The organism is Hymenobacter psychrophilus, from assembly GCF_900107135.1.
Classification (GTDB): domain Bacteria; phylum Bacteroidota; class Bacteroidia; order Cytophagales; family Hymenobacteraceae; genus Hymenobacter; species Hymenobacter psychrophilus.
Genome location: NZ_FNOV01000002.1, coordinates 17,555 through 36,215 on the forward strand (window position 1 = coordinate 17,555; position 18,661 = coordinate 36,215).

General features: G+C 57.9%; 16 protein-coding genes and 1 pseudogene. 5 read left to right on the top strand and 12 right to left on the bottom strand.

Features of this window, described 5'->3' with window-relative positions; all coding sequences use genetic code 11:
- Positions 1-33: 33 nt before the first annotated feature.
- From BLW21_RS02555 to BLW21_RS02570, 4 genes are all read right to left on the bottom strand, one after another.
- Entirely contained in the window at positions 34-849 is an 816-nt protein-coding gene (locus BLW21_RS02555) for an SDR family oxidoreductase (protein WP_092737615.1), read from the bottom strand.
- A 116-nt stretch (positions 850-965) separates the two neighbouring features.
- Entirely contained in the window at positions 966-2,165 is a 1,200-nt protein-coding gene (locus BLW21_RS02560) for an alginate lyase family protein (protein ID WP_245711811.1), read from the bottom strand.
- A gap of 30 nt (positions 2,166-2,195) precedes the next feature.
- The gene (locus tag BLW21_RS02565; protein ID WP_092737619.1) at positions 2,196-3,632 is read right to left on the bottom strand and encodes a RagB/SusD family nutrient uptake outer membrane protein; all 1,437 of its coding nucleotides are present in this window, start codon (positions 3,630-3,632) and stop codon (positions 2,196-2,198) included.
- A 108-nt stretch (positions 3,633-3,740) separates the two neighbouring features.
- Complete coding sequence (locus tag BLW21_RS02570) at positions 3,741-6,800, bottom strand: SusC/RagA family TonB-linked outer membrane protein (protein WP_092737621.1); 3,060 nt, start codon at positions 6,798-6,800, stop codon at positions 3,741-3,743.
- A gap of 275 nt (positions 6,801-7,075) precedes the next feature.
- On the opposite strand from BLW21_RS02570, the gene BLW21_RS02575 reads away from it, so the two are divergent.
- Entirely contained in the window at positions 7,076-8,095 is a 1,020-nt protein-coding gene (locus BLW21_RS02575; RefSeq protein ID WP_092737623.1) for a LacI family DNA-binding transcriptional regulator, read from the top strand.
- A gap of 24 nt (positions 8,096-8,119) precedes the next feature.
- Here BLW21_RS02575 and BLW21_RS21020 read toward each other — a convergent pair whose 3' ends face one another.
- Positions 8,120-8,665 carry an ISAs1 family transposase gene (locus BLW21_RS21020; RefSeq protein ID WP_175470835.1) on the bottom strand — a complete coding sequence of 182 codons (546 nt, stop codon included), beginning with the start codon at positions 8,663-8,665 and terminating at the stop codon, positions 8,120-8,122.
- A 161-nt stretch (positions 8,666-8,826) separates the two neighbouring features.
- A complete protein-coding gene (locus BLW21_RS02585) occupies positions 8,827-9,129 on the bottom strand; it encodes a hypothetical protein (protein ID WP_092737627.1) in 303 nt (100 codons plus the stop codon).
- A gap of 158 nt (positions 9,130-9,287) precedes the next feature.
- Here BLW21_RS02585 and BLW21_RS02590 point away from each other — a divergent pair, with 158 nt between their 5' ends.
- The 4 genes from BLW21_RS02590 to BLW21_RS02605 all read left to right on the top strand — a co-directional run bounded on the left by BLW21_RS02590 (position 9,288) and on the right by BLW21_RS02605 (position 12,560).
- Positions 9,288-9,896: a hypothetical protein gene (locus BLW21_RS02590; protein ID WP_092737630.1), complete on the top strand. Its 609-nt coding sequence runs from the start codon at positions 9,288-9,290 to the stop codon at positions 9,894-9,896.
- 56 nt (positions 9,897-9,952) lie between these two features.
- Positions 9,953-10,612 carry a helix-turn-helix transcriptional regulator gene (locus tag BLW21_RS02595; protein ID WP_092737632.1) on the top strand — a complete coding sequence of 220 codons (660 nt, stop codon included), beginning with the start codon at positions 9,953-9,955 and terminating at the stop codon, positions 10,610-10,612.
- A 452-nt stretch (positions 10,613-11,064) separates the two neighbouring features.
- On the top strand, positions 11,065-11,235 hold the full coding sequence (locus BLW21_RS21025) for a hypothetical protein (RefSeq protein ID WP_245711786.1): 171 nt from the start codon (positions 11,065-11,067) through the stop codon (positions 11,233-11,235).
- A gap of 899 nt (positions 11,236-12,134) precedes the next feature.
- On the top strand, positions 12,135-12,560 hold the full coding sequence (locus BLW21_RS02605; RefSeq protein ID WP_092737637.1) for a hypothetical protein: 426 nt from the start codon (positions 12,135-12,137) through the stop codon (positions 12,558-12,560).
- Positions 12,561-12,663: 103 nt separating this feature from the next.
- Here BLW21_RS02605 and rplT read toward each other — a convergent pair whose 3' ends face one another.
- The 6 genes and pseudogenes from rplT to BLW21_RS02635 all read right to left on the bottom strand — a co-directional run bounded on the left by rplT (position 12,664) and on the right by BLW21_RS02635 (position 18,519).
- Positions 12,664-13,008 (bottom strand): 50S ribosomal protein L20, encoded by a 345-nt coding sequence (gene rplT / locus BLW21_RS02610; protein WP_092737639.1) that lies wholly within the window; start codon positions 13,006-13,008, stop codon positions 12,664-12,666.
- Positions 13,009-13,158: 150 nt separating this feature from the next.
- Positions 13,159-13,353 carry a 50S ribosomal protein L35 gene (gene rpmI, locus BLW21_RS02615; RefSeq protein ID WP_092737641.1) on the bottom strand — a complete coding sequence of 65 codons (195 nt, stop codon included), beginning with the start codon at positions 13,351-13,353 and terminating at the stop codon, positions 13,159-13,161.
- 248 nt (positions 13,354-13,601) lie between these two features.
- Positions 13,602-14,159: pseudogene (gene infC / locus BLW21_RS02620) on the bottom strand (translation initiation factor IF-3); the annotation flags it as partial.
- Between the two features lie 203 nt (positions 14,160-14,362).
- Complete coding sequence (gene thrS, locus BLW21_RS02625) at positions 14,363-16,312, bottom strand: threonine--tRNA ligase (protein ID WP_092737645.1); 1,950 nt, start codon at positions 16,310-16,312, stop codon at positions 14,363-14,365.
- Between the two features lie 175 nt (positions 16,313-16,487).
- On the bottom strand, positions 16,488-17,567 hold the full coding sequence (locus BLW21_RS02630; protein ID WP_139255060.1) for a tetratricopeptide repeat protein: 1,080 nt from the start codon (positions 17,565-17,567) through the stop codon (positions 16,488-16,490).
- An 85-nt stretch (positions 17,568-17,652) separates the two neighbouring features.
- Complete coding sequence (locus tag BLW21_RS02635; protein ID WP_175470836.1) at positions 17,653-18,519, bottom strand: tetratricopeptide repeat protein; 867 nt, start codon at positions 18,517-18,519, stop codon at positions 17,653-17,655.
- Positions 18,520-18,661 lie beyond the last annotated feature (142 nt).

Below are 18,661 nucleotides of genomic sequence, written 5' to 3' on the forward strand. Positions count from 1 at the left end.
CTTTAGGGGTGGTGGGCTCCGTACTCTGCCAGATTACACCCCGCCAAAAATAGAGAAGCCGCCGTCTACGCAAATCATGGAGCCGGTAACGAAGCGGGAGGCGTCGCTGAGCAGCCACACCAGGGCCCCTTGCAGCTCCTCGGGCTGGCCGAAGCGCTGGAAGGGCGTCTGGCGGATAACCTTGCCGCCGCGCTCCGTAAAGGTACCGTCGGGGTTGGTGAGCAGGTCGCGGTTTTGCTCCGTCAGGAAGAAGCCGGGGGCCAGCGCGTTCATGCGCAGCTTATCGGCGTAGCGGTTGGCCATTTCCACCGCAAACCACTGATTGTAACAGTCGACGGCGGCCTTGCCCATGTTGTAGCCCAGCACCTTGGTAATGGCCCGCTTCGAGTTCATGGAGGAAATATTGACGATGCTGCCGGCCCCCGATTCGGCCAGCAGCGGCCCGAATACCTGGGTGGGCAGCACCGTGCCCCACAGATTCAGGTCCATCACCCGCTTCATTCCTTCAATGTTCATATCGAACACGTCGGCAGCGGGGTCGAGCACGCCGTCGGGGGCGTTGCCGCCGGCCCCGTTCACGAGGCCATCGAGGCGGCCGAACGTGCTGCGCACCAATTCGGCGGCGGCCCGCAGCTGGGGTTCGTCGAGCACGTCGGCCACCAGGGCCAGGGCCCGGCCGCCCTGGTCGGTAATGGCGCGGGCGCGCTGCTCGGCCACTTCGGCGTTGCGGCCCAGGATGCCCACGGCCCCGCCGGCAGCCACGATGCCTTCAATAAAAGCGGCGCCCAAAATACCGGTGCCCCCGGTTACCACGATTACTTTATCCCGGAGAGAAAACTGTTCCGTCATTGTAGTTATTGATTGTTCGTTGTTGGTGATTGGAGGCTAGGGCAAGTCATTTACTAAAGTCAAGCTTAGTATTACAGACTACTCAGCCTTAGTAACCAGTCTATTATCTTTCCCACTCACAAACTCCACGGGGTCCGCACTTCCTGCGGGTAGCGGGCGAACACCTGCGCCACCGGCAGCGCTGGATAGTGCGGCCCGGCCCGGTCGTAAATGGCCAGCAGGGTCCGGTTGCTAACTGGCGTAACATCGGTTAGCTCGAACTGGCGCTGGCCCAGCAGATAGGAGGCAAACCAGGCTACGGCCGGTTCCAGCCCGCGCCCGTCGGAGGTGCGGTAGTGCCAGAGGTCGAGGCCCAGGGGTTGGGCCAGCACGGCCAGCTTCACCCACCCTTCCAGGTTCATAGACGTGTAATTCCAGGGCCGGGTGCGCTCCAGCTCCAAGGGCTGGGCGCCGTCGGGAGCAAATTGCACGCCGATGCGGGGCAGCGTTTGGGTTTGCAGCGTGGTGCGGGCCAGCGCCTCATCCCCGGTGAACCGGGCAAAGTCCACGACTTGCAGGTCGTAGTACGTGCCGTGGTTGTTCTCGCTGCCACGCTCCTGCAGCCCAATGGGGCTGGTGGTGAGCCAAACGGTGAACTGCCGGAACCAGCCCCGTAGCTCCTCGGTCAGCTTATTATCGGCGGCCCGGCTGCCGTGCAGCAAGGCCAGCGCGTCGGGGATATCGGTAAGGTGGCGGGTTTCAATGATGCCGAAGCCCCGGCCCGTTGCAGTGCCCGGAATGCCCTGTCCGTAATTCAGGTTGGGGTTCATGCGGGTGGCGGGGTCCAGAAAAAACACGCGCAGCTGCCGGGCGGCGTGGGCGGCGTAGGCTTCCTTGCCACTGAAATAATACGCCAGCCCCAGCAGCCGCGCCTCGTGGCACACCCGGGTCAGCCGGGCATCGTCGCGCATGTCCCTTGATTCCGGGTTGCGGAGCCCGTCCTTGCGCAGGTAGGGCTTGCCATCGGGCTTGCTGGGGTCGGCCCACCAGTACGGGGCCTGCGAGAGGTAGTCGTGCTTGTTGCCGCTGGGGGGCAGCTGGGGCTTGCCAGTGATAGGGTCGGGGGCCTTGGTAAGCGCCTGGTCGGCCTCGGCCAGCAGCGCCTTTACCGGCCCTACAACTGCGGGTTGGCCCTGCTGGTAAGCAACCTTAAAGGTGGCCAGCGCAGCGCTATCGAGCAGCAGCAACCGGGGCAGACCGGGAGCCGCCCCGGCAGTTGGGGCGGCCCATAGGCTGCTCAGCAGCAGCAGCAGCAGATAAAAGCGTAATCCTCGCATCACATCAGCCATTGTTACCCAAGTTGCAGGTTACTGGCCGTAGCCGGGGTTCTGGGTGAGGTTGGGGTTGAGGATAGACTCGTTGACCGGAATCGGGAACAGGTAGTAGCGGGGTTCCACGCGGCTCACCAGCGTGGGCTTGGCTGCTACTACGGCCTCATTAAGGCGCTTGAGGCGAGTCAGGTCGTACCAGCGGTGGCCCTCAATGCACAGCTCCCAGCCCCGCTCGCGCACCAGCAGGTCCACGAAAGCGTCCTTGGTGGTAGTGCCGGTGAGCGGCGCCAGCCCTGCCCGCACCCGCACGGCGTTGATGCCGGTGTACTTGGCCGGGTCGGCGGGATTGATATTATTGAGGATTTCCGACTGCAGGAGCAGAATATCGGCGTAGCGCGCCACCAGGTAGTTGGCCCGCGAGTCGTTGCCGATGCGCAGCGGGTCTTTGAATTTCACGAAGGAGTAGCGCGGCAGCGTAGCGCCGTTCGAACCCCGGTTGGTGATATTCCAGGCCCGGCGCACATCGGTGGCGGCGTAGGAGGTAACGAAGGTCGGCTCCACGCTGAACGTGCCCAGCCCGTCGGGCACGATTTGCGCGGGCGTAAACTGGCGCACGATGATGCTGCCGATGTTGGGCGGCAAGTCAAACTGAATGGAGAAGATGTGCTCCGGACCGTTTTCCTTGTCCGGGTCGAATACGTCGGAGTAGATGGGTACCAGCCGGTAAAGGCCCGAGTTTATCACCCGGTTCACGGCGCTTAGCGCGTCGGCCATATCGGTGGGCTTGGCGGCGGGGCTGCCGGCGCGGGTTAAGTAGAGTTTTGCCAGCAGAGCGGCGGCGGCCCCCTTCGAGGCCCGGCCCTTCTGGTCGCCCGGAATCTGGTTCTCGGCCAGGCAATTGGCTTCGGCGAATTGCAAATCGGCAATTACCTGCTCGTACACCTGGGCGGCGGGCGTGCGGGTCGGCTTTAGATTATCGTCCGGCGACTTCACCGTGCTGAGCACCAGCGGCACGTCGCCGAAGCAGCGCACCAAATCGAAGTAGGCCATGCCGCGCAGAAAGCGGGCATTACCGATGAGGTTGTTCCGGCGGGCTTCGTCCATGGGCACGCCGGGGCCGCGCTCAATCACGTCGTTGGCCCGGTTCACCATCAGGTAGATGCTGGTCCACCAGTTGTTTACCTCGTTCAGGCGCTCATCGTACGTGAAGCGCGAGAGTTGGGCCCGCTCGTCGCTGGCCGAGCCCACCCGGATGTAGTCGCCGGGCAGTTCCGTGATTTGCCAGGCCGTGCGGCCGAAGTACAGCTGCGGTAGCAGGGCCCCGTAGGCCCCGTTGAGGCCGGCTACCAGGTCGCCCTCGCTCTTGTAAAACGTGTCGGAAGCCACGAAATCATACGGCGTTTCTTCCAGGAAACTTTTGCACGAACCCAGGCTTAGGCCCAGCAAGCTTAGTAATAGTAAATTCTTTTTCATCTTGAAAGTCAAATTGGGGTGGGGAATGATTAGTGGATGGTACTTAGTGGCTAGTGCTTAGTGGTTATCTGTCAGCTAAGCACTAGCTCCTAAGCTCGAAACACTAAATCAAAAGGATGCCTTCACGCCGAAAATGAACGTGCGGGTGTTGGGGAAGGCGTTGTAGTCGGTGTTCAGGCTCAGGTTGTCGCGGCCGAATGAGTTCACTTCCGGGTCGTAGCCCGAGTAGTCGGTGATGGTTATCAGGTTCTGAGCCGTAACGTACACGCTGGCCCCTTTCACGGCGTTGCTGAACTTGGGCAGCGTGTAGCCCAGCGTCAGGGTTTTGAGGCGCACGAAGCTGCCGTCCTCCACGTAGTCGCTGATGATGCCCGTGGAGCGGCGTACCGGGCTGCCGGCCCGCGGGATGTTGGTATCGGTGTTGGTCGGCGTCCAGCGGTCGACAACCGTTTTGAGCTTGTTGGTCGTGAAGATGCCCGATTCCAGCTCGTAGCGGTTCAGATTGAGCACGTCGGTGCCCTGCACGCCCTGGATAAACACGCTCAGGCTGAAGGCCCCGTAGCGGAAGTTGTTGGTGGCCCCGTAAATGAACTTGGGCTGGGCCGTGCCAATGATTACGCGGTCGGCCGAGGTAATCTGGCCGTCGCCGTTCTGGTCGATGAAGCGCGGGTCGCCGGGGCGGTACACGGGCGATTTGATGCCGCTGGCCGTAATTTCATCCGCCGACTGCCAGATGCCGTTCGACTGGTGACCGTAAAACGAGCCGATGGGTTCGCCCACCCGCAGAATGCTGGTAAAGCCCACGCCCGAACCCACGAACAGGCTGGAGCTCGACTGCCCCACCGGCCGCTCGAATTCGCCGTCGAGGTCGAGCACTTTGTTGCGGTTGAGCGACAGGTTCAGGTTGGTGTTCCAGCCGAACTTCGGGCCATCGAAGTTGGAAGTGTTGAGGGCAAATTCAAGGCCCTTGTTCTCCACGCTGCCCGCATTGCGCAAAAGGTTCGGGAAGCCCGTCGTGCGCGGGGTGGCCACCTCCAGCAGCAGGTCGGTGGTTTTCTTGTAGTAAGCGTCGGCCGTGAAGCTGATGCGGTTTTTAAAGAAGGCCACGTCGATGCCTACGTTGGTGGAGGCCGTCGACTCCCAGCGCAAATCGGGGTTTCCAATGTTGAGCGGGGCCAGGCCCACCAGGCGGCTTGTGCCGCCGGCGTAGCCCGCCACGCCGTAGCGCTGCAACGACTGGTAGTTGTCGATTTCCTGGTTACCCGTAATGCCGTAGCCCACCCGCAGCTTCAGGTCGCTCAGGGCGGTCAGGCCCTGCATAAACGGCTCGTCAATCAGCCGGTAGGCAAAAGCCGCCGACGGGAAGTAGCCCCATTTGTTATTGCGGCCAAAGCGCGAGGAGCCGTCGGCCCGCATCGTCACCGTGAACAGGTAGCGCTCGAACAGGCGGTAGTTTACGCGGCCGAAATACGAGGCCAGCGAGTTGGAGAAGCGCCCTGAGCCGGGCGGCAGAAGGTTGGCCCCCAGGCCGATGTTGTCGGAGCCCAGCTGGTTGGTGAAGAAGTTGGTGTTCGAGACGGCGAAGTTGTTGCCAAAAAACCGCTGGAACGTGAGGCCGCCCACCACGTTGAGGGCGTTGTTTTCGTTGAGCTTCTTGTCGTAGGTGAGCGTGTTCTCGTTCAGCCAGCTGTACTGGTTTGCCGCGCCCCGGGTGGCCAGGCCCTTGTTGAGGCGGCCCAGAAAAATATCGTTAGGCCGAAAAATATCGGTCTGGGTAATGCGGTAATCGAGGCCGGCCGTCGAGCGCAAAGTCAGGCCCTCGATAATTTCGTAATTGGCGGCCAAGTTAAACAGCCCCCGCGCCGTGGTGCGGTGGTCTTTGGTTTTGAGCGCGTAGGCCACTGGGTTACCAATGTTTTCTACGTTGGGCAGCGGCGTATTCGAAAACGTGTATTCCCCGAACTCGTCGCGCACTGGGTTGATGGGGCTGAAACGCAGCGCGTCCAGAATTACGCCCCCGTTGCTGCCGCCCGATGAGTTCACGAAGGCCCGCTTCTCGAACGTGCCCGCCAGCTGGCTAGTCAGACCAAAGCTGAGCTTATTGCTGATTTTGCGGTCGATGTTGAAGCGCAGCGTGCCGCGCTGGAAACCCGAGTTGAGCACGATGCCCTCCTGGTCGAAATAGTTCAGGCTCAGGTTGTAGCGCGTAGCCTCGGTGCCCCCGTTGAAGCTGAGCTGGTAGTTGCTCATGCGGGCCGTGCGCAGAATTTCGTCCTGCCAGTCGGTGCCCTCGCCCAGCGAGTCGATCTGGCTGGGGCGGTAGGGCTGCGGCAACGTCCCGCCCGATTCGGAAGCCACGTCGTTGAGGTAACTGGCAAACTCGCGGGCGTTCATCAAATCGTACTTCTTGCGCACAATCTGAATGCCGGTGTAGGCCTCGAAGTTGATGGTGTTGCCGCCAGCCTTGCCTTTTTTAGTGGTGATGAGCACCACGCCGTTGGCGCCCCGCGAGCCGTAGATGGCCGTGGCCGAGGCATCCTTCAGAATCTCTACCGACTCAATGTCGGAGGGGTTGATGGAGTTCAGGTCGCCGGCTCCCGGAAAGCCATCGACCACAAACAACGGCTCGTTGCCGGTATTGATGGAGTTAGTGCCCCGGATGCGGATGGAAATGTCGCCCCCCGGCTCGGCGCTGGTCTGTGTTACCTGCACCCCGCTCACGCGGCCCTGCAGAATCTGCTCGGGCCGGGTAATGGGCGTTTCGGCCACCTGCGCCGCCGAAATCGAGGCCACGGCACCCGTAATGTCGCGCTTGCGCTGGGTGCCGTAGCCCACCACCACCACGTCGTCGAGGGTCGTAGTGGCCTCGGCGAGCCGCACAGTAACCGGGCCGGTGCCGCTTACCTGCACCTGCTGGCCGGCAAAACCCACATAAGAGAATACCAGCAACGGGTTTTCGACCGTTGTATTTACCACGAACGAGCCGTCGGCGTTGGTGCTGGCGCCTTGGGTGGTGCCCTTCACGATGACCGTTACGCCGGGCAGGCCCTGGCCGTCGGCGGCACTCACCACCCGGCCGGTTATCTGCCGGCTCGGAGTTTGGGCCTGGGCTGCCGTAAGGGCCCCGAGCGTAACTAGTGGAACCAGCAGCAGAGTAGATGTGCGCATAGAATGTGGGAATTAGGTGAGGAACCGGTCAGCCAAGTACCGGAATCAAGCGGCGGAAACACGGGCTTTGGCGGGATTTATTCACGGAAACGATTGCGAAACAGACTCCCAAAGTCACTATACCTATGTCAGTTGCATTATTCCCCTAGAGTGGAACGCTAGTGGCTCCAACTTGCCTGCTGGTAGCGCCTCTGACTAGGCCCGGCCTTCGCGGGCGGGTGAGCCCTTACCCACTCCGTTACTTATCCAGGAAAAATGCCTAATTTCCGTTCCCTATGAGCTCCGTCAACTTAAAGCAACTGGCCCAGGCCCTCGATTTGTCCGTCTCCACGGTTTCGCGGGCCCTCAACGACAGCTACGAAATCAGCGCTGCCACGAAAGAGAAAGTGCAGTTGCTGGCTACCCAGCTGGGCTATCAGCCCAACCCCTACGCCAGCAGTCTGCGCCGCCAGCAAAGCAAAACGGTGGGCGTTATCATCCCGGAGGTAGCCAACAACTTCTTTTCGCTGGCCATCAACGGCATCGAGGAGGTAGCCCGTCAGAACGGCTACCATGTACTCATCTACCTTACCCACGAGAACTTCGCCCAAGAGCAAACCATTGTCCAGCACTTGGCCAACGGCCGGGTCGATGGCATCCTTATCTCGGTATCAGGCGAAACCCAGGACGCGGCGCACTTTGCCAAACTGCGCGAGCTGAACCTGCCCACCGTATTCTTCGACCGGGTGTGCGAGCAGACTGATACGGCCAGCATCACCACCGACGATTACGACAGCGGCTACCGGGCTACCCATCACCTGTTGGAGCGGGGCTGCCGCCGTATTATGCACCTCACCCTGGCCCAACACCTGTCCATCGGCCAGAAACGAATGCAGGGTTACCTCGATGCCCTACGTGACGCTGATGTTGCCTTCGACCCGGCCCTGCTGGTGCGTGGTGGCCATGGCTCCGACCACAACACGGCCTTGGTGCAACAACTGCTGGAGCAGGATCCCAGTATCGACGGTATTTTCGCTGCTGTCGAGAGCTTGGCCATTGCCGGCTACCGTGCCTGCCAGGCCACCGGTCGCCGTATCCCTGCCGACATAAAAATCATCGGCTTCTCCAACCTCGAAATGGCCGACCTGCTTAACCCGTCCCTAACCACCATTCGGCAGCCCGCCTACGCTATTGGCCGGGAAGCTGCCACCATTTTGTTTCAGGGACTGATGAAGAATCGTCCCATCCTTACCAGCCAAAGCCAGGAGCTTAAGTCAGAGTTAGTGGTTCGCGCTTCTACTGGTGGCCTTGGTTGAAATTTTGGTCTAAATATCAGATACCTATAGCGGTTTCGCTTTGCGCAGCCGATGGTAGTACTTCCAAAAGCCCCAGCCCGCGTGGCGTTTGACCAAGGCCAATAGCGCGTCCACGAGCAGCGCATCGGCCGCCTGCCGTTCGTTTTGATCGCCCCGGCCGTGGCCTTTGTCGCGCTGCGTGTGGGCGGGCGCTTGGCTGAGCAAGGGCGCAAAATGGGCTTGCACTTGCGCGAAGAGTACGGAGTGGTTTTGCTTGAGGGCCAGCATGTAGTCGGCCTTGCGTTCGAGCAGTCGAGCGGCTAGCGCCGGCTGCGTGCCCAGTGCATCCAGGCTCACCACGCTACCGGCCACGTCCACTAACTCCAGCACCTGCGGCATGGCCACGGCCTTACTGCGCTTGGCGGCTACGGGCACGTGGGCCAGACACAGGCGTGCTTCTTCCGCCCACACGCTCACCAGTTGCACACTGGCTTGCCGACGTCCAGCCACGGTGGTGCCGCGCAGTTGCTTGCCATCGACGACGGCAAGCAGTTGGCCCCACGCAGTGGACCTCTTCCGGCAATTTGACACGCAGGCGACGGGTGCCGTAGCGCTTGTGGTGGCGGCTAAAAGATTTTTCCAGCGCCGTTTCACACACCACAGGCGTAGCGCCTGTAGCGAGCTTGTGCGCCAGGCGTAGTAGTGGGCGGGAGCTACTTCCAAGACCTGGTATAGTAGCCGTAAACATATAGCTACCCCGTGACTGATCTATAAGATGGATAGCAGCTCATAGCGCCGGTGGGATGGCCGAAAAATGACGATGGCTTTTTTGAGATCTCTAACTCTTGCTCCAGCCGTCGGTTGGCAGCGCGTAACTGACGCTCTTCGAGCGCCTCGGCAGGCAGGGCGGGCGTCGCGCTGCCACCGTAGACCAGCTTGGGGTCCAGGTTCAAGGCACAAGCGGCAACTGAGGTCTTGTGGCTCTCGGCGACCATTCGCAGAGTTTGCGTATGGAAGGCCACGTCATACCTACGGTACTTATCGAGCTTTCCCATGGGCGGAAAATACCACCCAATTTTTTCTCGCTCAGCTAGATCACCTCACTCAGCCACTACAAAGTGTAGTTGTTCGTTATTCTATTGTATACTACACTTTAGTGTAGTTGTGTTGCCCAAGGTCTAGGGTTTATTTGGGTCTAAGCTCTATACTAAATATGAATATTACGCAAAATCACCTAGGGCAGTTAGAACTGGGACTACTCAGTGAGTTGGCAGCATTTGTAGTAGGGGAGAACTTCAGTCATCACTCCGCATTATGCCCAAAGGTGGACGTACAACGTGACGTGCAGAATATCTGCTGTGAAGAGATGCACCATCTCAAAAACTCAAGTTTTTACATTGCCCGAGATGCATCCGGAGTCATTCAAGGCTCCATAAGACTCACCAAGTGGGACTACAAAGCGGAGTTGCCTTTACAGAAGATCTTCGACATTAATCCGATTGACACCCTTGACTGCGCTGAGAAGGTATCGCATATCTGGCACATTGGCCGGTTTGCTACGCGTAAAAGCAATACAGACAGGAATATGTTCAAAAAGCTTATGGTCCACGCTGTTACGCCTATCTGTAAGGAGAAAGATAGTGTAGCCTTCGCTGAATGTGACAGCAAGCTATTGAGAGTCATTAACCTGCTTGGTATCGAAACCCGGATAATTGGCAAGTCAGTGAATTACCTGGGATCAGAGACTATTCCCATCTCAATAAGTGCGCAGGGGCTGAGTAGATTTTACCATAAAAATAAAGACTTAATGAGGGTGGAATAGTGTATTCCCATAAGTCAAAATAGGGCGAAAAAAGTCTACTTCCAACTAAAGCTATCATGACAATGAATCAGGCAGAAAGTGTACTCATTGACTGGGATGCTCCCAACCTTTTAGAGCAGCTTGTTCATAACATAAAAGCTCCTTTGGAGAACATTGCAGCTGCGGGAAGAAATAGCGAAGAATATAAAAAAGATAAAATAGAAGAAATTATATTTTCAAGCACTGAAGAGATACGTGATATTATAGAAGCAATAGTAGCAAAGAATAAAATAAGATCACTTGACCTAAGTCATGAAATCCGTCCAGATATATTTCAAATTTATGAGTCTAACGAACATGTTAGACAGATGTGTACCGATGCATTAATTCCTCAAAAAGTGACAAAAGTCGATCAGGTTTGGTTGATGAGTCTCGAAAAAGAGGTTTATGAAAACCTAAGTAATGACTTTCTGAATTTGTATGAACTGTCATTTAAAATGGCTGTGAGTGAACGACAATTGTATAGAAGGATTTTGAGTCTGGTGGCCTTAACTCCTAATAAATATATCCGCATATTGCGTTTGCATAAAGCAAAACAGATGATTGATAACTTCGTAGAACATTCCATTCCACAGATCGCTTACGCAGTTGGCTATAGCGACGTTCATTACTTTTCGAAACTTTTTGCGAGTCAGTACAGTGTTTCCCCAAAAAAACTCGTGGGTTCTCTGCGATAAGATGATGTCGGCCTTACATTTGAAGTAAAATAGTGAATTGACTGAGAATTTCAAATACATGAAACGAAAGTAATTCTATAAATTTGAACAAACAAAAAAATAAAGGGCAAAAAATACTATTAAAAATAATTTGTAAATCTTGGAAAGGTGGTCAATTCAAAAAAAAATACTTACCAACCTTAAAGAAATATTAGAGTACATCTTCGGAAAGAAATTCTCATATGAAAAACCAATTAAAGTTACCGATAAGTCTAATCCGTCCTCTTTATATATTAATATTCCGGTAAAGCCGAGTTCCGAAGAAGATGTGTCAACCCAGAGTAGGAGGGTAAATTAGCAGCAGGTGCAACTAGTAACGGCTTTGTTATGACCGATTACAAATCACTGTACAACTCATTATAGCGGTTTCGGGAACGGTTTATCCTTTCATGAGCCTTCCCGTAAGGTAATATATGAAACCCTATTCCTTGGATTTACGCACCCGCGTGGCGGCCGCCTGTGAGCAGGTCGGCTCCCGCCAACAAGAAGTGGCCGCCCGCTTCGGCGTGAGCGTTTCGTTCATCAAGAAGTTGCGTCACCAGCAGCGTAAAACCGGCTCGTTAGCCCCTATAGCGGTTTCGTGAACAGTGTACCCGTCTGATGTAGAGTTCAACGCCGAGACGCATATTTGCGTCTCGGCGTTGAACTCTACATCAGACGGGTACACTGTTCACGAAACCGCTATAAGCCTCTACGCCAGCACCACGTCATTGCCTCATACCTGTACTTCCTCACGCTGGCCCTCTACTTGCTGCCCGCACTCTATATGTTGCTTAAGCCCCTGTTCCAGACACTACCCGCAGGTATGGGTACTATGGAGATAGGCATAGTCATCTTTACATGCATTCTCATGCTGGTAGGATTCGGATGGATAGGATTTGGCATGCGTGCCGGTAAGACCTGGGCCAAGGTGTTGTTCTTGGTCTTCATGGTCTGGATAATCTACCTATTTGCCCGACTCTCCCCTAACCTATTCCAGCACGGGCCATGGTGGGCGCTACGACAGCTTGTAAGCCCTGTCCTGCAGCTGGCTACGGCCTTCTTTCTGTTCAAGGACACCTTCGTGCGGCGAACAGCCTCTTGAGCGCCTAGAGGCCTGCCAGAAACTTTATGCATCTTGTTTGACAGGATTGCCGGCGCAGGTAGTAGCATTGCCTCCAGCGGCCCCAAAACGAGCTGTGAGAACGTCACAATTTTATCACAAAAGTGCCCCAAATCTGCATCACAGCACGCACTACAACCGCCTCCACGTGCTGGAAACGGGGTCGTGTTGGGGTGGCCACCAATTCAACTCTCGTTCCCGCTACTTGTAAAAAACCGCTTCGGACAATCCCGGAGCGGTTTTTTATTTTTAGCGCAGTTGGGAGGTGCATCGTCCGTAGCCCGGCAGTTTAGCTTTGCCAGAGCCGCCACTAACCGACGATTTAGCGCTATTGGTCTAAATAAGTAGGACATTGAACGAGAAATACGCTCTTTTGAACTTATGCGGCAACAATTCCTCACTCCTACTGGTACGACGTTCCTGACCACTGAATTTGACCAGCAGAATAACTGGATTTACAACGACTGGCAGGGCTTACTCACGCTGGAAGCCATCCAGGAAGGCTCACATGGCATTCTGCATCTGCTGGAGCAGACGCATTGCCCCTATGTGCTCACCGACAACCGCCGTTTGCTAGGCTCGTGGAAACACGGCAACGACTGGCTGGAGCAGGTTTGGATTCCGCAGGCGCTGGCTGCCGGCATGATGTATTATGCCCATGTTAAGGCCCCCGGGGTATTCGGGCAGGCCTCAGTCGAGGACATGCATCTGCGTGTGGGTTCCCACTTGCACCTGCAATTATTCGACGAGATGGAAGAAGCCACTGACTGGCTACATGAAATGCAACTTCTGAAGCTCATAGGGTAGACTCTACGGGCTTCTACCCGTCCGAAAGAGCAAGAACACAGAGAACAAAAAAAGCGGCTGCCCCATAAAGGGCAGCCGCTTTTTTTACAGTAACCGCAAGCGGCTACTTGATTTTCTCAACGATGCCTTTGAAAGCCTCGGGGTGGTTGAGAGCGAGGTCGGCCAGAACCTTACGGTTAAGCTCTATACCTGCCTTCTTGAGGCCACCCATGAACTGCGAATAGGACAGGCCATACTCACGGGCACCAGCGTTGATGCGCTGAATCCAGAGGGCGCGGAACTCACGCTTTTTTACTTTCCGGTCGCGGTAAGCATAGAGCAGACCTTTCTCTACGGCGTTCTTGGCAACGGTCCAAACGTTTTTGCGACGGCCATAATAGCCTTTCGCCAGCTTCATTATTTTTTTCCGACGATGGCGCGAGGCCGCGTGGTTTACACTTCTTGGCATAACCTGGATTGTTTTTGGCGGCCGGCGGCGGACTTACTGCCGCAGCTTGGGTTCCTACCGGACGCCTGGTGGTTGATTTTGAAAGTATGAACTATAGATTTTGAATTACTTTCTGAAGCTTATGCCTCATTCATAATTCAAAATTCATAATTACATGTTAAGCATGTCCTTTACGCGGTTCATGTCGGCCGAAGAAACCAGCGTGATGTGCGTAAGGTTACGCTTCTGCTTGGTGGTTTTCTTGGTCAAGATGTGGCTCTTGTAGGCGTGCTTACGCTTGATTTTGCCCGTGCCGGTCAGCGTAAACCGCTTTTTGGCGCCGGACTTGGTCTTCATTTTCGGCATTGTGATGGTAGAAAAAGGTGAAACATGCGGCGGTCGGCTGCCTAGGGCCGGTGCGCCAGCGAAAAAACGGAGCAGAGCTCCGGGTAAAAGCGTTATTCGGCTCCCTGGTCAGCGGCATCGGTTTCGGCCGGAGCCGTTCCCTGAGCCTCCAGCACCGGAGCAGCTTCCTTAGTGTCGGCAGCCGGGGCTGCGGGCTTGGCAGCCTTATCGGCCGGCTTCGCCTTATCGACTTCCTTAGTAACCACCTTTTTAGGCGGAGCCACCACTTTCGGTGCCAAGTACAGGAACATACGCTTGCCTTCGAGCTTGGGCAACTGCTCTACTTTGGCCAGATCCTCGAGGGCCTGAGCAAACTTGAGCAACAGTATTTCACCCCGCTCCTTGAAGACAATGCTCCGGCCCACAAAATGCACGTAAGCCTTGATTTTCGCGCCTTCCTTCAGGAATTCCTGGGCGTGCTTGAGCTTGAAGGCAAAGTCGTGGTCGTCAGTGTTGGGTCCGAAACGGATTTCCTTGATGACAACTTTGGTTTGCTTGGCCTTTAGCTCACGGGTTTTCTTCTTCTGCTCGTACTTAAATTTCGAGTAGTCGATAACCCGGCACACGGGCGGCGAGGCGGTGGGCGAAATTTCTACTAAGTCCAGGTTTTGGTCCTGCGCCATGCGCCGGGCCTGATCGGTGGGGTAGATGCCTTGCTCCACGTTGTCACCAACGAGGCGCACTTCACGGGCCGTAATCTTATGATTGATTTTAAACGGCTCCTCGACCTGGGCGCGAGGGATATAGCGGCGGTTAGGGGTAGCTATGGCGGTTTCTCCTTAAGGTGAAAGTCGATTTTGACTAGTACTACAACCACATCGGCCGGGGCCAATGAGTTCAGCTAGCGGGCAAATATCCGGCATTTTTTCCAAATCCGCACTAAAACCTATATAAAAAAAGGCTTTAGTAGGCAGAAAAAAGCGCCTTATTACCGTGGCCCGACCTATTATCGGGCCACGGTAATAAGGCGCTACATGGCTGCGCCATCCATCATGGCGGCTACCTGGCTCTCGAAGCTCTTAATGAATGAGTCGATAGGCATCGAACCCACGTCGCCCTCACCGTGCTTGCGCACCGATACGATGCCGTTTTCCTGCTCCTTCTCGCCTACAATCAGCATGTAGGGCACCTTTGATACTTCGGCGTCGCGGATTTTGCGGCCGATTTTCTCGTCGCGGTGGTCGACGGTACCGCGCAATTCGGCACTCATCAGGCGGTCGTACACCTGTTGGGCGTAGTCGTGGTACTTCTCCGAGATAGGCAGCACGGCGAACTGCTCGGGCGAAAGCCAGAGCGGGAAATTACCGGCGCAGTGCTCGATAAGCACGGCCACGAACCGCTCCAACGACCCGAATGGGGCCCGGTGAATCATCACCGGCCGCTGGCGCGAGTTGTCGGAAGCCACGTACTCCAGATCGAAGCGCTCGGGCAGGTTATAGTCGACCTGCACCGTGCCCAGCTGCCATTTGCGACCCAACGCGTCGCGCACCATGAAGTCGAGCTTGGGGCCGTAGAAGGCGGCCTCGCCCAGCTCCGTTACCGTGCTCAGCCCCTTCTCGGCGGCCGACTCGATAATGGCCTGCTCGGCCTTGTCCCAGTTCTCATCGGACCCGATGTACTTGGCCTTGTTCTCTGGGTCACGCAGCGAAATCTGGGCCGTGAAATCCTCGAAACCCAGAGCCCGGAATACGTAGAGCACCAGATCAATAACCTTGGTAAACTCTTCCTTTACTTGATCGGGCCGGCAGAAGATGTGGGCGTCGTCCTGGGTGAAGCCGCGCACCCGCGTCAGGCCGTGCAGTTCGCCGCTTTGCTCATAGCGGTACACCGTGCCGAACTCGGCCAGGCGCACCGGCAGGTCGCGGTAGCTGCGGGGCTTGGTCTTGTAGATTTCGCAGTGGTGGGGGCAGTTCATGGGCTTAAGGAAGAACTCCTCGCCCGGGTTTGGCGTCTTGATGGGCTGGAACGAATCGGCGCCATACTTTTCGTAGTGGCCGCTGGTTACGTACAGTTCTTTAGAGCCGATGTGGGGCGTCACGACGGGCTGGTAGCCAGCCTTTATCTGAGCCCGGCGCAGAAACTGCTCCAGCTTCTCGCGTAGCATGGTGCCCTTGGGCAGCCACAGCGGCAGCCCCGCTCCTACTTTGTCGGAGAAAGCAAACAGCTCCAGTTCCTTGCCCAGCTTGCGGTGGTCGCGGCGCTTGGCCTCCTCGAGCTTTTCGAGATACTCGGTCAGCTCCTTCGCCTTGGGGAACGTGATGCCGTAGATGCGGGTGAGCTGCTTGTTCTTCTCGTCGCCGCGCCAGTAGGCGCCGGCTACGTTAAGCAGCTTCACGGCCTTGATGTTGGCCGTATCGGGCAGGTGCGGGCCGCGGCAGAGGTCCACGAAGTTGCCTTGCTGGTAGAATGTGATGGAGCCGTCTTCGAGGCGTTCCAACAGGTCCAGCTTATAAGGGTCGGCCTTCTCGGTGAAGTAGGCCACGGCGTCGGCCTTGGATACGGCGCGACGCTCGAACTTACTCTTCTGGCGGGCCAGCTCCAGCATTTTCTTCTCGATTTCCGGAAAGTCCTCGCTCGAAATAGTGCGGCCTTCACCCAGATCAATATCGTAGTAAAAGCCGTTTTCGATGGCCGGACCTATGCCCAACTTCACGCCGGGGTATAGCGCTTCGAGGGCTTCGGCCAGTACGTGGGCCGAGGAGTGCCAGAAAGCCATTTTGCCGTCGTCGTCGTTCCAAGTGAGGATGGCTACCTGGGCATCCTGCTCAATAGGGCGGTGCAGGTCGCGCACTTCGCCGTTTACGCGCACGCCCACGGCGTTGCGGGCCAAGCCTTCACTGATGGCAGCGGCGACATCGTAGCCCGTCGCGCCATCTACAAACTGGCGCACCGAGCCGTCGGGGAGGGTGATATTCAACATAAAAAAGGGAGCGTAATGGCTATACAAACAGCCGTGAAGCCGCAAGTTACGGAAATGGTGAGATGGTGAGGTGGTGAAATGGTGAGTTTGACGCTCAAAACCCCTGACTATGCTATTTGCGCTGCTAGGCTCCCCGAACGTAAAACGCACTATTTCACCAGCCCACCATCTCCCCCTACAGCCCCGACCGGTGCAGGCCAAGGGGCTCAATGGCTTCGACGGGTGCGGGGCGCGGGGTTTCGTCGACGATGATGCCGCGGGCGCGGTTGCCCACCTTCCAGGTTTTATAGGTCCAGCGGCGGTTACCAGGGTTTTCGACTACCAACAGCCGATACTGGTCGGCCGCTTCAGTCCAGCGGCCCTGGCTTTCGAAGCTTTCGGCCAGCATGGCGCGGGCTTCGGGTAGGCGCGGCGCGCGGCGCAGGGCCCGCTGCAGGTGGGGCACGGCCAGCGCGTAGCGGTGGCCTTTGTAGGCTGCCAAACCCAGGCGGTAGTCGGCCCGGTAGAAGGTGGAGTCGAGTTGTACCACGCGGGCGTAGCTTTGCAGGGCCTGCCCGGGCTGATTCTGCAACTCAAACTGGCGGCCGTAATCGTACCAGAGCGGGGCGTAGGTCGAATCCAGCTTCAGGCCCCGGGCAGCATACACCGCCGCCTGATCGGGCCGCCGGTAGGCATTGGACAAAAAGGCCAGCTGGTGCAGGATTTCGGGCTCGCGCGGGGCGCGGGCCACGCTGGCCCGCAGGTAGTCGAGGGCCTGCACGGTGTCCTGCAGCCCCACAAAGGATAACCCCTTGTAGAATAGGGCGGCCGCCAAATCAGGCTCCTGCTGCAGGGCCCGGTCGAATTGGTCGAGCGCATCCTGATAGCGGCGGGAGGCCAGGTGCATTTCGCCCACCAGCAGGTTCAGCTCGGGTGAGGCAAAGCCGCGGCGGGCCGCCTCGTCGGTGGCTTCGAGAGCCGCCTTGATGAAGCCTTGAGTGCGCAGAGCGCGGGCTTTGGTGAAGTAGAACTGGCCCGGCGCATCGTCGAGAGCCAGCGCCTGGTTGATGTCACTCAGCGCGGCGTCGGTCTGGCCGGCATCGAGGCGAAAAGCAGCCCGGCGGGCATACAAGGAGGCGTTGCGGGGCTGCCGGATGATGGCGCCGTCGAGCTCTTCGGCTTGTACGCGCGGACCGCTGGCTACTGTGCGCAGGTCAATCATGGTATCGGGCCGGGCCGGGGTCGACTCGGCGCAGCCCGCCAGCAGGCCTGCCATAGCCAGCCCGGCAATCCACCAAAAACGAAAAACCGGCACGGCCACAGACTGAAAAGAGTGAGACGACAAAGATACAAGCTGCCGCTCAGTGGCCCCGGCGCAGCAGCTGGCGACGCTGGAGGCGGGTAAGTTTGTCAAGCATTTTCTGGCAACGGCGGCTGATGACTAACTCTTCGGCCGTAACGGGCGTCAGCCGCAGAGCCGCTCCCAATACGTTCTGAGCCCTGGTATACTGGCTGCGGTTGAGATAGACGCGGGCCAGGTCGTAGGCCACCTCAATGCGGCCGGAATCCAGCTCGTAGGACTGGCGCAGCGCCTCAATGGCCAGCAGCGTGCTGCCACCCGCCGGCATGCCCCCCATAAAGAGCTGGCTGTAGAGGCGCTCGGACAGGCTGTAGTGGTCGACGCGGTAGTGCCAGCGGCCCAGCAGCTGCCAGGCTTCGGCCCAATTAGGTCGCAGTTCGGTGGCCCGGTACACGTGAGGCCGCATTTCGCGGTAGGCCAGCAGGCGGCTGCGCAGCGGCTGCAGCGGGGCCTGAGCGGCGAGTACCCGCGCGGCGGCGTAGTGGGCCTCGGCCCCCTCGGGGCACACTACCAGGGCCCGGTTGGCGTAGAGCCGGGCGGCGGCATAGTAAGCAAATTTGCGGCTCTCGTCGGTGTAGCGGCTGCCAATACGCACGCTTAGTACGGCTGCCTGCCAGAGGGCCTCGTAGGTGGCCGGGGCCTGCGCCAGCACCTGCTCGTAGCGGCTCAACGCCTCCGACTCGCGGTAGGCTTTCAGCAGCTGTCCGGCTTCGGCCAGCCCGGCCTGCAGCGCAGGCTTGGCCGGAGCGGCTCCGCAGACGGGTGCTGGCACCACGGCCGCCGCTTTGGAGGCCGCCCGTTTCGGGCGCAACTGGGCCCGCGCTGCCCGGGGCACCAGCAGCCCTGCACTGGCAAGGAGCAGGCCCAACAGAAGCAAACAACGAATCGGCAGCAGACGAAAAACCAGCATAAACAACTAACGGCCCGGCAGCCACAATCCACCAACCAACGCAAAAGTGGTCAATCCGGCTCAAACGCCCGGCCCACCGAAAGCGAAGCGGGGGAGCAGC

Coding starts and splice junctions, on each gene's coding strand:
- thrS (WP_092737645.1), bottom strand. CDS start 16,312: ATGTTGAATATCACCCTCCCCGACGGCTCGGTGCGCCAGTTTGTAGAT.
- BLW21_RS02555 (WP_092737615.1), bottom strand. CDS start 849: ATGACGGAACAGTTTTCTCTCCGGGATAAAGTAATCGTGGTAACCGGG.
- rpmI (WP_092737641.1), bottom strand. CDS start 13,353: ATGCCGAAAATGAAGACCAAGTCCGGCGCCAAAAAGCGGTTTACGCTG.
- BLW21_RS02590 (WP_092737630.1), top strand. CDS start 9,288: ATGAATATTACGCAAAATCACCTAGGGCAGTTAGAACTGGGACTACTC.
- BLW21_RS02595 (WP_092737632.1), top strand. CDS start 9,953: ATGACAATGAATCAGGCAGAAAGTGTACTCATTGACTGGGATGCTCCC.
- BLW21_RS02630 (WP_139255060.1), bottom strand. CDS start 17,567: ATGGCAGGCCTGCTGGCGGGCTGCGCCGAGTCGACCCCGGCCCGGCCC.
- BLW21_RS02570 (WP_092737621.1), bottom strand. CDS start 6,800: ATGCGCACATCTACTCTGCTGCTGGTTCCACTAGTTACGCTCGGGGCC.
- BLW21_RS02565 (WP_092737619.1), bottom strand. CDS start 3,632: ATGAAAAAGAATTTACTATTACTAAGCTTGCTGGGCCTAAGCCTGGGT.
- BLW21_RS02560 (WP_245711811.1), bottom strand. CDS start 2,165: ATGCGAGGATTACGCTTTTATCTGCTGCTGCTGCTGCTGAGCAGCCTA.
- rplT (WP_092737639.1), bottom strand. CDS start 13,008: ATGCCAAGAAGTGTAAACCACGCGGCCTCGCGCCATCGTCGGAAAAAA.
- BLW21_RS02575 (WP_092737623.1), top strand. CDS start 7,076: ATGAGCTCCGTCAACTTAAAGCAACTGGCCCAGGCCCTCGATTTGTCC.
- BLW21_RS21025 (WP_245711786.1), top strand. CDS start 11,065: ATGAAACCCTATTCCTTGGATTTACGCACCCGCGTGGCGGCCGCCTGT.
- BLW21_RS02585 (WP_092737627.1), bottom strand. CDS start 9,129: ATGGGAAAGCTCGATAAGTACCGTAGGTATGACGTGGCCTTCCATACG.
- BLW21_RS02605 (WP_092737637.1), top strand. CDS start 12,135: ATGCGGCAACAATTCCTCACTCCTACTGGTACGACGTTCCTGACCACT.